The sequence below is a fragment of the Gordonia zhaorongruii genome (assembly GCF_007559005.1).
GTDB classification, from domain to species: Bacteria; Actinomycetota; Actinomycetes; order Mycobacteriales; family Mycobacteriaceae; genus Gordonia; species Gordonia zhaorongruii.
The window spans coordinates 3030041-3044841 of the sequence record NZ_CP041763.1 but is presented as its reverse complement, the minus strand read 5'-3'; the positions used below and the strand labels follow the sequence as shown (position 1 = coordinate 3044841).

11 protein-coding genes are annotated in these 14801 nt (G+C 67.6%); 6 read left to right on the top strand and 5 right to left on the bottom strand.

The annotated features are described in order from the left end of the window. Window positions 1–18: 18 nt before the first annotated feature. The 5 genes from FO044_RS14070 to trmB form a co-directional block, all read right to left on the bottom strand. Window positions 19–441, bottom strand: a complete 423-nt coding sequence (locus FO044_RS14070) for a DUF3054 domain-containing protein (protein ID WP_235831369.1) — start codon at window positions 439–441, stop codon at window positions 19–21. 13 nt (window positions 442–454) lie between these two features. After that, on the bottom strand, window positions 455–1699 hold the full coding sequence (locus tag FO044_RS14065) for a lysylphosphatidylglycerol synthase transmembrane domain-containing protein (protein ID WP_132992479.1): 1245 nt from the start codon (window positions 1697–1699) through the stop codon (window positions 455–457). A gap of 21 nt (window positions 1700–1720) precedes the next feature. Next, a complete protein-coding gene (locus FO044_RS14060) occupies window positions 1721–5098 on the bottom strand; it encodes an MMPL family transporter (RefSeq protein WP_132992478.1) in 3378 nt (1125 codons plus the stop codon). A 165-nt stretch (window positions 5099–5263) separates the two neighbouring features. Further along, window positions 5264–5920: an NYN domain-containing protein gene (locus tag FO044_RS14055; RefSeq protein ID WP_132992477.1), complete on the bottom strand. Its 657-nt coding sequence runs from the start codon at window positions 5918–5920 to the stop codon at window positions 5264–5266. Continuing rightward, on the bottom strand, window positions 5917–6750 hold the full coding sequence (trmB, locus tag FO044_RS14050; protein WP_132992476.1) for a tRNA (guanosine(46)-N7)-methyltransferase TrmB: 834 nt from the start codon (window positions 6748–6750) through the stop codon (window positions 5917–5919). Before trmB ends, FO044_RS14055 begins: the two co-directional genes overlap by 4 nt. A 196-nt stretch (window positions 6751–6946) precedes the next feature. On the opposite strand from trmB, the gene FO044_RS14045 reads away from it, so the two are divergent. The 6 genes from FO044_RS14045 to FO044_RS14020 all read left to right on the top strand — a co-directional run bounded on the left by FO044_RS14045 (window position 6947) and on the right by FO044_RS14020 (window position 14791). Continuing rightward, window positions 6947–7666, top strand: coding sequence for a hypothetical protein (locus FO044_RS14045; protein WP_132992475.1), 720 nt, complete (start codon window positions 6947–6949; stop codon window positions 7664–7666). After that, window positions 7663–8964, top strand: a complete 1302-nt coding sequence (locus tag FO044_RS14040; protein WP_132992474.1) for a hypothetical protein — start codon at window positions 7663–7665, stop codon at window positions 8962–8964. The genes FO044_RS14045 and FO044_RS14040 overlap by 4 nt, the downstream gene beginning before the upstream one ends. Further along, a complete protein-coding gene (locus FO044_RS14035) occupies window positions 8957–9295 on the top strand; it encodes a DUF6802 family protein (RefSeq protein ID WP_132992473.1) in 339 nt (112 codons plus the stop codon). Before FO044_RS14040 ends, FO044_RS14035 begins: the two co-directional genes overlap by 8 nt. Before the next feature lie 120 nt (window positions 9296–9415). Continuing rightward, window positions 9416–11239 (top strand): phosphoenolpyruvate carboxykinase (GTP), encoded by a 1824-nt coding sequence (locus FO044_RS14030; protein WP_132992472.1) that lies wholly within the window; start codon window positions 9416–9418, stop codon window positions 11237–11239. Window positions 11240–11416: 177 nt separating this feature from the next. Further along, on the top strand, window positions 11417–12220 hold the full coding sequence (locus FO044_RS14025; RefSeq protein ID WP_132992471.1) for an ABC transporter ATP-binding protein: 804 nt from the start codon (window positions 11417–11419) through the stop codon (window positions 12218–12220). 3 nt (window positions 12221–12223) lie between these two features. Then, entirely contained in the window at window positions 12224–14791 is a 2568-nt protein-coding gene (locus tag FO044_RS14020; protein ID WP_235831367.1) for an ABC transporter permease, read from the top strand. The last annotated feature ends 10 nt before the right edge of the window (window positions 14792–14801 follow it).

Here is a 14801-nt window from a genome sequence, read left to right as displayed (position 1 = left end):
CTCCGTCCCGGGCCGCGATCAGCGGTTCGCCCGCGCTGCGATGAGCGCGTACACGGCACGCCAGCCGAGGAGGAGGACTCCGGTGGCGATCGAGGCGACGATGCAGAACGCGATCGCCGTCCCCTGGCCGGAGACGGCGCGCAGGACCATGCCGACCACGACGGTGCTCACCCACACGATCACGCCGACGGGCAGCAGGCGGGCGGGGGCGAATCCCGTCGCACGGGTGAAGGCGAACGCGATGGCCCAGCCGACGGCCGCGCCCGCCAGGAACGGCCACAGCGTGGTGAGAAGGCCGGTGATGGTCCCGGACTCATCGTGATTGCGGCGGCCGATGGCAACGAACACCAGCACGGCGATCACATCGGCGCCGGCGGCGATCGCCATCGTGCGCGATGAGGGGCGGTGCGGGGCATGTGGAGCGGAATCGGCCGAGGTCATGCCTCCACGGTAGCTAGGAGCCGTGGTCGCGGTCGCTCGGGGCGTCGTCGCCCGGATCGAATGGCGGCGCGTCGGCTGCCTCGGTGCTCCCGCTGTCAGTACCTCCGCTGTCGGTACTTCCGCTGTCGGCGCGCCCCTGGTCGTTCGCACCCGACTGGTCCGTGGTTCCCGACTGGGCGCGGTCCTGCTCCATCTCGCGGTCCAAGCTGTCCCCGGACTTGAACGCGCCGCGGTAGCGCACTCCGATGACGACCCAGCCGACCAGGGAGATCAGGACGTAGCTGATGATGCGGTAGATGATCACCGCGGTCACCGCGTCGTGCAGTGGCATTCCGGCCGTGGTCAGCGCGGGAACCAGCATCGCGTCGACTACGCCGAGGCCGCCGGGCAGCAACGGAACGGCAGTGCCGACCGCCTTGCCGGCCGCGTAAGCGACCATCAGCCCGGATATGGAGGGGTGCGCGTCGACGGCCCAGCATGCGAATGCCAGGCAGGCGACATCGGCAACCCAGTTGAACATGCTCCAACCGAAGGCGATCGCACCGTCTCTGCGGTTCAGCTTGACGGCCTGCAGCTGTTGGAGGATCTGCTGGAGGCGGGCGACGCCGTGGTCATCAGGCTTGTCGCGCACGTTGTTGAGCCAGGACAGAACGCGCTTACCGGCGTTCTCGAGCAGCTGCGGATGACTGGCGAGATACTGCACGGCGACGGCGAACACCAGGAACCCGGCGACGCTGAAGATCACCGAGAACGGGCTGGTCTTCGCACCTGCGAGTAACGCTCCGCCGAGGCCGAGCACCGCCAGACCGGCGCCCGCGAGCAGACCCGACATCACCAGTTGCCAGGATGCGACGACCGGACTGGCACCCCACTTGCGGCTCTCCCGGTAGATGAAGGCGGGGGCGAGCACCTGCCCGCCGGGCAGGGTCTGCGACACCGAATTCGACGCCAGGATCACCGCGAGCGACTCGCCCTGCTTCACGCGGACCTTGGCCGAGCGCATCAGGGCACGCTGCACCTGGGCGTAACTGTCCATCGACAAGCCGGCAGCGATGATCGAACCGACCACCCATTCCCAGCGGATGTCACCGATGCGCGCCCACGCGTCCTTGAGGTCGGGCCAGATGATGGCACCCTCCACCGCGAGGATGGCGACGACGACGACGATGAGCCCGTAGCGGAGCCAGACACGCCACGTCCGACGCGGAGCCGACCCGGAGTCGGCGGCGTCGGCCGTCGGGGCAGCGTCGTCAGGCATGGACTACACCCTAACCGGCAGTCACTCGTCGCCGGACTGACGACCCCGACTGCGGCGCAGCAGCTCCTGCACGCTTATCTGTGTTCCCTCATCGCCACGGTCGGGACGTAGTTCACGGCCTGACCGCTGCGAGTCGTCACTCGTCGAGTGCTTGTTCTGCGGCTTGTCCTGTGGCTCGTCCTCGGTGGGATCAGGCTGGGCCGGGGACTGGGGTGCCGAAGATCCGGGTGCAGGGGATCGGGGTGCAGGGGATCGGGGTGCAGAGGATTCGGGTGCAGGGGAACGCGGTCCACGATTCTGCGGGGCCTGCGGACGGATCGGTCCCGAGGTGGGGCGCTGCGGCCGAGGCGGTTGGCGACGTCCGGTGTCGCCCTGCGTTCGGCCGTCAGGCGTCCGATCGCCCTGTTCGCCGGGCTGCGCGGGGATCGGCTGCGACGTGGGTCGCTGCGGCGGCCCCTGCGGCCGATTCGTGCTCGGCCCGGGCGTGCGGGATGCCGAACCGGGAATCGGCTGGTTGGCGCCGGCCGGGCGGGCGCCCGGCTGCTGGGGCCGGGCGGGTTGCGCGAGCGGGGCCCCGGGTCGTGGTTGCGGGCGGGGCCGCAGATCGCGCGATGCCTGACGGACGCCGCCGGCACCCAGCCGCCACGAACCGGTATCGGGGCCATCGGACTTGCGTCCCGAGGTGGCCGGTCGTGCGATGTCAGGCTCCGGTGCATTCGGCCGGGGCGGCTGCTCCTGCGGTCCGGTCCTGTTCGGTCCGGTCCGGCCTGGAGCAGTCCGGCCTGGAACGGCCGCCTTGCCCGGAACGGCCTTACCCGGAACGGCCTTACTCGGAACAGCGGGCCGGGAGCCGGTCGTCCGCGCGCCGGTCGCGGGCTCGTCGTCCCCGATCAACTCGTCGAGCGTGCTGTCCGTGCTGGGTCCGGAGCGATCGCGCTCGGGTGCGGTGCCCTGCGGGCGAGCACGCGAGAGTGCGCGCGAGACGCCCGTCGGCGCCGCGCGGCCAGCGACGGGCCGGTCCGGCGTGCGCGGGGCGGACGCCTGCATAGCCGAGGTCGGAGCCTCGGCGGCCTCCACGACTCCGCCGGCACGTACCGCAGCCGACTCGAGCGGACGCTGCTCCTTCTCGTCCGGTTCGTCGCTGAGTGTGGTCTCGCCCAATCCGATGCGCTGCTGCAGCTTCTGCATCCAGCGCGGCGACCACCAGCAGTCGTCGCCGAGGAGTTTCATCACCGAGGGCACGAGCAGCATGCGGATGATCGTGGCGTCGAGGATCAGCGCAGCGATCATGCCGAACGCGATGTACTTCATCATCACGATCTCGGACAAGCCGAATGCGCCGGTCACCACCACCAGGATCGCGGCCGCGGCGGTGATGATGCGGCCGGTGTTGGCGGTACCGGTCCGGATCGCCTCGGTGGTCGAGGCGCCGTTCTGTCTGGCCTCGACCATTCTCGACAACAGGAATATCTCGTAGTCCGTTGACAAGCCGTAGATGATCGCGATGATCAGCACCAGGATCGCGGCGAAGAGCGGTCCCGGCGTGAAGTTCGCGAGTGATGCGCCGTGGCCGTCGATGAAGATCCACGTCAGGATGCCGAGCGTCGACCCGAGGCCCAGCGCGGTCATCAACGCGGCCTTGATCGGCAGGATCACCGACCCGAAGGCCAGGAACATCAACAGGCCGGTCACAAGGACCAGCAACACCGCCATCAGCGGCAGTTTCTCCATCAGCGAATCGATGGAGTCCTGTGTCAGAGCCGGGGTGCCCGCGATGTAGATGCGCATGCCCTGGTTGTCGATGGCCCGAAGTTCCTTGATGGCTTCGGCTGAGGTGTTCCGGTCCACGAGGCCGGCGGACATCTGGGTGACGCCCAGACCGGTCTCCTCGTCGCCGTACACACCGTCGAGCGCGCCGCCCTCGGCGGTCGGGGAGAACGGCTTGGTGAAACCGGGGATCTGGTTCGCCTCGTCGGCGATGGACTGCAACCTCCCGGCGACGTTGTCGCCTTCCTGGTTGTAGACGATCACCATCTTGAGCTCTTCGGTGCGCTCAGTGGGGAACAGCTTGTCGAAGTTCTCCTGCGCGACGCGGTTCGGGTTGTCCGGCGGCAGGTACTTCTCGCTCAGACCGCCGAACTGGATGTTGCTGAAGGGAATGATCAACGCCAGGAGCAGCAGGACGGTGGGGACGGCCGTCTTCACCGGGTGCTTCATCACCCAACTCGCGAGCCTGCCCCAGAATCCGGCCTCGACTTCCTCACGCGTCTGGTTGCGGTTGAGGAACGGCACGCTGAAAGCGTTCACATGACGCCCGAGTACCGACAGGAGCGCGGGCAGCACGGTCACCGACAGGAGCGCGGCCAGTGCGACCGATGAGATCGCACCGTACGCGACGGATTTCAGGAAGGCCTGCGGGAACATGAGCAGACAGGCGAGGGCGGCGATGATGATCGTCGCCGAGAACGCGATCGTCTGACCGGATGTCATCACCGATCTTCGGACCGCTGCCTTCACCGTGTAACCCTCGGCGAGTTCCTCGCGGAATCTGCTCACCATGAACAGTCCGTAGTCGATCGCGATACCGAGTCCGATCAGGGTGATCACGGACTGCGCGAAGACGTTGAGTTCGGTGGCCTGCGCGATCATCTTGGTGATACCGAGAGAACCGGCGATGGTGAGACCGCCGATGAACACCGGCAGGATTGCGGCGACCACACCGCCGAACACGAACAGCAGCATCAGTGCGACCACCGGTAGCGCGATCACCTCTGCTCGGTGAATGTCGGCGTCCATGCCCGCGGCCATCGCACCTGCGATGGGCTGCAGGCCGGTCAGCTCGAATGTCGTGTTCGGCACGTCGTAGCGTTCGGCGAGGCCGTCGAAGAACGGTTCTATCTGCTGATAGTTCTTCAGGATCGTGGTGTCGTCGTTACCGGTGACACCGATGGAGATGAACCCGTGCTTGCGGTCGTCCGTCCACTGCCGGTCGCGTTTCATCTCGGCGGCGGCTTCGTCGGCCGATGTCTTGACCGGGTCGAACGGACTGATCAGGCCCGCATGGGTGTCGTCGACCTCCCGGCTGACCACATCCGGATGCTCCTCGATCAGATCATTGGTCATCTGGGTCATCTTCTGACCGAAGACCGGATCGTCGATGGGTGTGCCGTCCGGCGGTGTGATCAGCAGGATCACATCGGATTTGTGGTCGCGGCCGAGCGCGCTGTCGGCGACCACGGAGCCGGTGACCGACTCGGATTTAGGGTCGAACCAGCCGCTCTGCGACAGGTGCTTCGACAGGTCCATTCCGTAGAGACCGAGGCCGCCCATCAAGGCGATGAGCACCGCGAGAACGGTATAGCGCATCCGGTACACGAATGAGCCGAGGGATCCGAACACGCCGGGTTCCTTCCTGTCGCCAATACCCGAAAGGGCGATTGTCTCAGTTTCACCTGAGAAAGTGCGGTTACGGATTCAGGTTTTCCGTCACCCTGCTCACGGGTCGGACAGCCAGAGTCCGGGCGGGTCTGCCCGTCGTCACACTAGAACAGCGTCTCGCGTACGTCACTTGAGCAACGCGCCGAGCGGACGGAACGGCGTGAGCCAAGCGCCGTCGTCGGGCAGCGAATCGAGGCTGATGCGCGGCAGCGGCTCGCGGAATACGCCGGGAATCTCCTCAAGGTCGACGAACTCCAGCTCGTCGGCGCTCAGTGCCCAGCTCGCGTGCTCGCGGAACCCGATGACGGTGACGGGAACACCCTCGGACGCGAGCTCCAGCAATGGTTCCCGGAACGCCTGTCCGTCGGCGGACGCGACGATGACACCCGCTAAGCCCGGGTTGTGGCGCCTCACCTGCAGGTGATCGAGCATATCGTCGTCGACGTCGCTGTCGTCGGCGAGTTTCGGCTTCGCGAAGACCGCGTAACCGACGTTGCGCAGCGCCTCCACCCACGGGCGCACGACGTCTGCACTGCCGGGGACGATGTTGGTGAACACCGTGGCCTCCGGTTCCACATCGGCGTGCGACGCGGCGCCGATCGCTGCGGTCCGCTGCAGGATCCACCGTCCGAGGGCATCGAAGCGGGGGCGATGGGCTGCCGTCGGGCGGCCGCCGAGGAGGCTGCCCAGCCCCATGTCCATGTTCGGGGCGTCCCAGACGAGGAGTACCCGCTTCGCCGGGCTGGTGCCGTTGATCGACGTCGCGAAATCTGGCGAGGTCATGGCTGATCCTCCTCGGTCGGGGCCCCGGTGCGGGCCTTCCGCGGGAAGGGCTTCACGTACACGAACTCGTTGACGTCACGACCCTCCACGTGAGCCCGTCCCTCGAACTTAGTCGTCGGACGGTCCAGGAGGATCGGTGAATCGAAGGTCAACGGCACCACGTGGGGCCGATCAGGGTGCTGCGTCGCCATCAACTCGGCGATCCACAACGCGTAATCGGCGTGGTCGGTCGCGATGTGGAGGACCCCGCCCGGCTTGAGACGGTCGGCGATCAGCTCGATGGTCCCCGACTGCAGGAACCGACGCTTGTGGTGGCGCGTCTTGGGCCAGGGGTCCGGGAAGTACACGCGGACGCCGGTCAAGCTGTCCGATTCCACGAGCTCGGTGAGGACGATGGTGGCGTCCCCGCGGACCATCCGAACGTTCGTGAGCCCGGCGCGGTCGAGGAGCCCGACGAGTTGGGCCAGACCGGGCTGGTACACCTCGACGGCGACCACGTTCGCGTCCGGCTCGGCCTCGGCCATCGCCGCAGTCGAGATCCCGGTTCCGCTGCCCACCTCGATGATCAGCGGTGCGGTGCGGCCGAACCACGAATCGGCGTCCATCGGCGGTTCGGCGGCCCGGTCCGGGCCGGTGCGCAGGTCACGGCCGAGGGTGGGCCAGAGCGTCTCCCAGTTGCGCTTCTGACCTGCGGTGAGGCTGCCCCGGCGAAAGCGGAAGCTGGTCACGCGCGGGTAGAGGCGGGAACGGTCGTCGGCATCGCCGGTCGCCGGGGTGTTCTCCTGCTGACCTTCTGCTGGGTCGGTGTTCACCGGTCCATCGTGTCTCATTTACGCTGGTCGATCACAACTGGCACCCCTGTGAGCAGTCGCCTCACTGTGTCGGCGACCGGAGTTATCCACAGATCGCGGAGCACTCGGTTCATCGGGGTCTGCACGTCGACGCCTCGGCGTAGCGTCGGATCCGATGCGCGGGGAGGCGATGGTCATGAGCGGATCACCGGGGACTGATACGTGCGGAGACCAGATGCCGCACGCCGTGGCCTGCGCATACGAACGACGGAATTCGACACTTCTCGTCGAGATCAGCGGCCATCCGGGAACCGGCCGCCGGACGCTCGCCGCTGCATTGCGCGCCCGCTTCCGGTTGTCGTGCGTCGTGCGCATCGGTCAAGACCCAAGCGATGGGGACGTGCGCCCCGATCTGGAGATCCGGGTCATCGGTGCGTCTCCCCGCGCGCGCGACCACGAGGCCGCAGGACATGAGGCCGCGGAACATGCTGACCGGCCTCGGATCGTGGTGGCCGGAAAGGCGGACGTCCGTACGGACGCGCAGCGTCTGGCCGACGATGCGGCGAACGAACTCGGTGTCACGGTCCATCCGGTGTCGGGACTGCTGGCCGGGGCGATCGCGGGGCCGGCCGACCTCGAGAGGCTCTGCACCCCGGACGCCGACACGGACTCCGTCGGTCCGGCCCTGGTGCGCAGGTTCGGCCTGGCCGGGGTGACTGCGGCACGGAAGTTCCTGGACGGCGATCCGGACGCGTCCGCACGGGCGGTCACCGCTCACCTGCACCGGATCAGCGGACTCGACGCACTCGTGGTGCCGATCCGGGCGGTGTCCGCCGACGTCGGGCGAATGCGGGATGCCAGGTTGATCGCCGATCTGCGGTTGATCGCGGCCCTTGGAGACGGGCGCGACGCCGCTGAACGCGAGCTCGCGGCCCGAATCGGCGGACCCCGATGAGTCGCCGTCGCGTTGCGGTCGTCGGGATGCCGGGGGCCGAACCGGACCGACTCGCCGAGGCGCTCAACCGGCATGGTCTCGATACCTCTGCCAGCTGGGTCCGTCATCGTGATCGATGGTCGGTCCCCACCGACCGGGCCTGTGTGGTCGTTGCCCTCGATGTGTCGGCGGACGCTGGGGACGAGGAGATGAGGTTGCTGCACGATCTCGCCGCCGGGGACCGTCCGGTGGCACTGGTCGCCACCTGCGTGGACAGGATCCCGGAGTGGCCGCACGCCGTCGCACGGTCCAGGGAGGTTCTCGATCCAGGCAAGCGGTTGGCGCTGTTCGCCGTAGCGGTCGACGGTGCCGATCAGGGTGAGTCGGGTGCGGACGGAGGCGTCTCCGACCTTGCCGAATGGGTGCGTCGAGCGGAACCCGGCACCCATGTTCCCGAGCTGACAGCCCTCGAGCCGCCGTTCCCCGGAGAGTCTGCACTCGGGGTGCCGGGTGCGCCGACGCCTGTGGTGAGGACGCCTGTGGTGAGTACGTCCCCGGACGCCGTCTCCCCGCGGGGGACCTCACGGGGGAACCGGCTGAGCGGGCTGCGCGCCGGGCTCACCGCAGCGCGGGCAGACGCCGTCACTGCGACGCGGGAGGTGCTCCAGGCATTGGCGGTCACCGCGGACCGGGCGTGCAGCGAGATGGACCCACGTCATGCGGCCGCCTACACGGACTGGCTGAGACGGGCGGTCGGCATGGTCGGCGAGTCGGCGGACCGGATGCTCGCGGCCCGCCTCGAGCAGGTTCGTGCTGCGGCGGTCCTGGGGCTGGGCACCGGATCGGCGCGAGCCGAGCACTCGGTGCCCGCGCTGCCCGCGCCGGGAGCGCCGCTGCCGGCAGCTCCTTCCGGGCGTGCAGCGGGCGAGGACGCAGTGGTTCTCCTGCTCGGTGCCACCGCGGGTCTGGGAGCGGGCCGCATGGTGGTGGCACCGATGGCGGAGTGGGCCGGGCTCGGCTGGATCGGAACCGTGCTCACCGTGTTCACCGGGGTGGTGCTCGCTGCCTGGATCGTCGGGGTGCGCCGTGCAGCGGCTGCCCGGACCGCGTTGAAGCGCTGGACGACGGACACCATCACGATGAGCCGGACCGGAATGGAGCATCGATTGGCGGCGCGCCTGGGCGCGGCGGAAGCACACGTGAGCCGGGAGATCTGGACGCGGACCCAGCAGCGGCGCGCCGAGCCCTCGACGGCCGAGCGCCCGACGGTCGTGAACGCGACGGTCGTGCACGCGACGAGGGGAATCGCCGATGGATGACTGGTTCGGAATCGAACCGGATGACGGGGATGTCGACGCGCGCGCCGGCGAGGTCCCGGATTCACCTGCACTGGAGCCCGGTTCTCTGTGGATGTATGCGGCAGGGACGGTGTGGGACCTCGGTCCCGCCGATTTCGACGGGAACGGAGACGGTGTCGCCGACTCGATCGCGACCGAACTCGACGGCGAACACGTGGTCCTCGCCGACTCGGACGGGGACGGCCGCGTTGATCACATGACGCGACTCGGCCGCGCGGGCGGCGTCGTCGTCGGCGAACTGTCGATCGACCGACCCGAGTGGAGACCCACGTCACTGGGTCGCCTGCGGTGAGGAATACCTCGCTGTCCCGGCTGTTCGCCATAGGTGGACAACGCGTATCCTCGTGGGCAACTGCGCGCGGTGAAAAGACATCCGGATGCGCGCAGGCTTGCCGTTACCGAGGAGATCCACATGACCGCTGCGACCATTCCGGGCCTCGAACCCGGAAACGCCCCGACCACTCACCCCGGGCTGTTGGCCTGGGTGGCTGAGGTTGCCGAATTGACGCAGCCCGACCGTGTGGTCTGGTCGGATGGCAGCGACGAGGAATGGGACCGTCTGACCGCCGACCTGGTTCAGGCCGGCACGATGGTCAAACTCAACGAGGATAAGAAGCCGAACTCGTTCCTCGCGCTCTCCGACCCCGCCGATGTGGCACGCGTCGAGTCTCGCACCTTCATCTGCTCCAAGACGGCAGAGGAGGCGGGCCCGACCAACAACTGGGTGGATCCGGACGAGATGCGTTCGACCATGACCGACCTGTACCGCGGTTCGATGCGCGGCCGCACCATGTTCGTGGTGCCGTTCTGCATGGGGCCGCTCGGCTCGGACGATCCGAAACTCGGCGTCGAGGTCACCGACTCGGAGTACGTCGTCCTGTCGATGCGCGTGATGACCCGTGTCGGCCCGAAGGTGCTCGAGGCACTCGGCGACGACGGGTTCTTCGTGAAGGCGCTGCACTCGGTAGGCGCCCCGCTGGAGCCGGGTCAGCAGGACGTGCCGTGGCCGTGCAACCCGGACAAGTACATCGTGCATTTCCCGGAGGACCGCGTGATCTGGTCCTACGGTTCGGGTTACGGCGGCAACGCACTGCTCGGCAAGAAGTGCTACGCGCTCCGCATCGCCTCGGCGATGGCGCACGACGAGGGCTGGCTGGCCGAGCACATGCTCATCCTCAAGCTGACCTCCCCGGAGGAGAAGGTCTACTTCGTGGCGGCGGCGTTCCCGTCCGCCTGCGGTAAGACGAACCTCGCGATGATCCTGCCGACCCTCCCGGGATGGCGTGCTGAGACCGTCGGCGATGACATCGCCTGGATGCGTTTCGGTGACGACGGCCGGCTGTACGCGGTGAACCCGGAGTTCGGCTTCTTCGGCGTGGCGCCCGGTACCAGCATGTCGTCGAACCCGGTCGCCATGCAGACGGTCGAGGCGGGCAACACGCTCTACACGAATGTCGCTCGCACCGATGACGGTGACGTCTGGTGGGAGGGCATCGGCGGTGACAAACCGGATCACCTCGTCGACTGGCGCGGTAACGATTGGACGCCGGAGTCCGGCGAGAAGGCCGCCCACCCGAACTCGCGCTACTGCACCCCGATGTCGCAGTGCCCGACGCTCGCCGACGAGTGGGACGACCCGCAGGGTGTGCCGATCTCCGCGATCCTGTTCGGTGGCCGCCGGAAGACGACCGTCCCGCTGATCACCGAGGCTCGCGACTGGGAGCACGCCGTCTACATGGGCGCCACCATGGCGTCGGAGCAGACGGCAGCAGCCGAGGGCAAGGTCGGCACCGCGCGCCGCGACCCGATGGCCATGCTCCCGTTCATGGGCTACCACGTCGGCGACTACCTGGAGCATTGGCTGAACATCGGACGCAAGGACGGCGCTCAGCTGCCGCATGTGTTCTACGTCAACTGGTTCCGCCGCGGCGAGGACGGCCGCTTCCTGTGGCCCGGATTCGGCGAGAACAGCCGTGTCCTCAAGTGGATGGTCGACCGTATCGAGGGCAACGTCGAGGGAGTCGAGACTCCGATCGGCATCGTCGCCAAGCCCGACGAGATCGATGTGTCGGGTCTGGACGTCGATCCGGCCGACCTGGCTGAAGCGCTCTCGGTGGATCCCGCTGAGTGGCGCGAGGAGATCCCGAGCATCGAGGAATGGTTCTCGTTCATCGGCGACAAACTGCCCACCGAACTCAGTGGCGAGCTCGACAAGTTGCGTGAGCGCTTGGGCTGACCGCCTGACACCTCGCCCGACGGGCCCGATCCTTCAAGGATCGGGCCCGTCGTCTCGTTATCGGAGAAGGCTGTCTCGCTATCGGTGAGGACTGTTTCGTCGCCGGTGAAGACCTCAGGGCATTCTCCGGGATATTCCCGATAGCGCGGTGCACGGATATTTGGGAACCTGGTGGGTATGACACACGCGAGAGAAGAAGATCACGGCACGGATGCCGCACGTGCGGACGGTCTGACGAAGACCTACGGGTCCGGCGACACCGTCGTGCACGCTCTGCGCGAAGTGTCCATCGGGTTCCGCACCGGGCAGTTCACCGCCATCATGGGGCCGTCGGGTTCGGGGAAGTCGACGCTGATGCACTGCCTGGCGGGTCTGGACAACGCCTCGAGCGGCCAGGTGCGGATCGGACCGGTCGAGCTGAGCGGTCTCTCCGACAAGGAGATGACCTCGTTGCGGCGCGACCGCATCGGATTCGTCTTCCAGGCCTTCAACCTGGTGCCGACGCTGACCGCGGAGGAGAACATCACCCTGCCCCAGGGGATCGCGGGTCGGAAGGTGGACACCGAATGGTTCGACACGGTCATCGATCGCCTCGGTATCCGAGATCGCCTCTCGCACCGGCCGAGCGAGTTGTCGGGCGGCCAGCAGCAGCGCGTCGCCTGTGCCCGGGCGCTCGTCGGAAAGCCCGACATCATCTTCGGTGACGAGCCGACCGGCAACTTGGATTCGCGGTCCTCCGGTGAGGTGCTCAGCATCCTGCGCGCCGCGACCGACGAGTTCGGCCAGACAGTGGTGATCGTGACCCACGATCCGAGGGCTGCGTCGTACGCGGATCGCGTGGTGTTCCTCGCGGACGGCCAGATCGTGCGCGAGTTGGCCCGCCCGTCCGCCGATGACGTCTTCGAAGTGATGAAGAACCTCGACGCCGGCCCGTCCGACGCCGGCCCGTCCGGCGCTGCGGGCGCACACGGAGCGGTGTGACCGATGGCCTCATCAGTGATGCGCAAGGTCTCCACCAGGAGCCTCTCGTCGCATAAGTTGCGTCTGGTCCTCACGGTCTTCTCCGTGGTGCTGGGCACCAGTTTCGTGGCCGCGGCCGTCATGTTCACCTCGACGGTGTCGAACGCGTTCAACTCCATCTTCGACAACACCGCGCAGGGCGTCGCGGTTCAGGTGACGGCGGCGGAAGGGTCATCGCCGGGCGTCCCGGTGAAGGTAGTCGACGATCTCACCGCGAAGAAGAAGGAACTCGGCATCGACCGGATCGTCGGGAATTACGGCGGCTCGGTGTCCGTAGCCGATTCGTCCGGTAAGGCGATCCAGACCGGTGGTGCGCCGAGCGTGGCGTCGGCCTACATTCCGCCGGACCGCGCCATCGGCGACTCCGCCGTCGACCTCGCTGCCGGGCGTGCACCGGTGGCCGACGATGAGATCACGATCAACAAGGACGCCGCCGACAAAGCGGGCCTGACGGTCGGGTCGAAGACGAAGGTGGTTCTGGGAGCAGGCAGTTCGGAGCCGATGGAGGTGACCGTCGTCGGGCTCACCGACATGCCGACCTCGACCGGCGGGTACGTCGGAATCCAGTTCAACGAGGCGATGGCCAAGGACGCGCTCTCGAACGGCGACTACTACTCGGTCGTCGACATGACCGCGCTCCCCGGCGTCAGCGACACCCAGTTGCGTGATGCCGTGCACCGGGCGATCGGCCCTGCGGCGCAGGTCGACAACCTGTACCAGGTCCGTACCGGTGAACAGGTGCGCGAGGACCAGAAGGCCCAGGTGGGCGAGTTCCTGACGATCTTCCGCTACATCCTGCTCGCATTCGCGGGTATCGGACTCCTCGTGGGCACGTTCATCATCTACAACACCTTCTCGATGATCGTCGCCCAGCGGAACCGGGAACTCGCACTCCTCCGTGCGGTCGGTGCCAGCCGGCGTGACGTGTCGCGATCCGTACTGCTCGAGGCCTTCCTCGTCGGCATCCTCGGCAGTGTGGTCGGGCTCGGACTCGGAATCGGCATCGCGGCCGGCATGCTCGTCTTCACCGAGGGGCAGGGACTTCCGTCCAACGGCCTTCAGGTCGGTCTGCCCGCGATCCTCGCCGCACTCTTCGTCGGGATCGTCGTGACGATGCTCAGCGCCTGGATTCCGGCGCGCCGGGCGTCCCGGATCCCGCCGGTCGAGGCGATGCGCGAGAGCGCTGCGGAACCCGGTGCCGGGTCACTCCGTAAACGCACGGCGGTGGCGGCGGTGCTCGGCGTGCTCGGGGTGGCCGCGCTCGTGGTCGGCGGACTCGGCGAGGGCGGTCTCCCAGCGGGAATCGTGGCGTGCGGCGCGGTGCTGTCGATCGTCGCGGTGGTCCTCGGTGCCCCGGCGCTGTCGCAGCCGGTGGTCGGCGGGTTCGGCAGACTCTTCGAGAAGCCGTTCGGGACGGTCGGACGCCTGGCTCGCACCAACGCGGTCCGCAATCCGCGTCGTTCCGCGGCGACTGCGTTCGCACTCACTCTCGGACTCATGCTGGTGGTCGTCATCGGCACCCTCGGCTCGTCGTTCAAGGGCACCGTCAACTCGTCCGTCGACAACGGCGTCCAGGCCGATTACGTCATCTCGGGCACCAACAGCGGGCCGATGCCGATGGCGATCGGAGAGGCGGCCGCGCAGGTACCCGACGCGGGCACCGTGGTGACGCAGGCAGGCGCAGCGGGCAAATACGAGGGCAAGAACGAGTTCATGCTCGCCCCGATCGGAGGCTCGATGGACGAGGTCGCGACGGTGGACCTCGTCGAAGGGAATCTGAAGCTGCCCGCCGACGGGTTGGCGGTAGACGAGAACACCGCACGCGACCACGGTTGGAAACTCGGCGACGAGGTGGTCTTCACCAGTTTGGCCGGCGAGCCCGTGCCGACACATCTGACCGGGATCTTCGCGCCGAACGAGATCACCGGCGGCAAGCTGGTCGGCGAGGGCGCGTTCCACGAACTGGTTCCGGTGGAGCAGCAGCGCATGGCGATCGCGGTGTGGGTCAAGGCGAAGCCCGGGGCCGACCTCGATCAGCTGCGCACACAGCTGGAGGATGCGACATCGGACTACCTGGTGGCTCAGGTGCAGGATCGCGAACAGTTCAAGAACTCGATCTCGTCGCAGATCGACCAGATGATGGCGACCCTGTACGCACTGCTGGGACTGTCGCTGGTCATCGCGGTGCTGGGCATCATCAACACGCTCGCGCTGTCGGTCGTGGAACGTAAGCGGGAGATCGGCATGCTCCGAGCGATCGGTATGTCGCGGGCACAGGTCCGCCGCTCGATCTACCTGGAGTCCACCTACATCGCGGTGTTCGGTGCGGCCCTCGGGACAGTGCTGGGGCTGGCCATCGGCATCCCGCTGGTGCGCACGCTCGCGCAATGGGGACTCGACGGCGTGGTGATCCCGTGGACCCTGATCGTGGTGACGCTGGTCGGTGCCGCCGTGGTCGGCGTGGTAGCGGCACTGTGGCCTGCAGTGACCGCTGCCCGCACCAGGCCGCTCGAGGCGATCGTCGAGACCTGATCGCTACGGT

Coding starts and splice junctions, on each gene's coding strand:
- FO044_RS14070 (WP_235831369.1), bottom strand. CDS start 441: ATGACCTCGGCCGATTCCGCTCCACATGCCCCGCACCGCCCCTCATCG.
- FO044_RS14065 (WP_132992479.1), bottom strand. CDS start 1,699: ATGCCTGACGACGCTGCCCCGACGGCCGACGCCGCCGACTCCGGGTCG.
- FO044_RS14055 (WP_132992477.1), bottom strand. CDS start 5,920: ATGACCTCGCCAGATTTCGCGACGTCGATCAACGGCACCAGCCCGGCG.
- trmB (WP_132992476.1), bottom strand. CDS start 6,750: ATGAGACACGATGGACCGGTGAACACCGACCCAGCAGAAGGTCAGCAG.
- FO044_RS14045 (WP_132992475.1), top strand. CDS start 6,947: ATGCCGCACGCCGTGGCCTGCGCATACGAACGACGGAATTCGACACTT.
- FO044_RS14040 (WP_132992474.1), top strand. CDS start 7,663: ATGAGTCGCCGTCGCGTTGCGGTCGTCGGGATGCCGGGGGCCGAACCG.
- FO044_RS14035 (WP_132992473.1), top strand. CDS start 8,957: ATGGATGACTGGTTCGGAATCGAACCGGATGACGGGGATGTCGACGCG.
- FO044_RS14030 (WP_132992472.1), top strand. CDS start 9,416: ATGACCGCTGCGACCATTCCGGGCCTCGAACCCGGAAACGCCCCGACC.
- FO044_RS14025 (WP_132992471.1), top strand. CDS start 11,417: ATGACACACGCGAGAGAAGAAGATCACGGCACGGATGCCGCACGTGCG.
- FO044_RS14020 (WP_235831367.1), top strand. CDS start 12,224: ATGGCCTCATCAGTGATGCGCAAGGTCTCCACCAGGAGCCTCTCGTCG.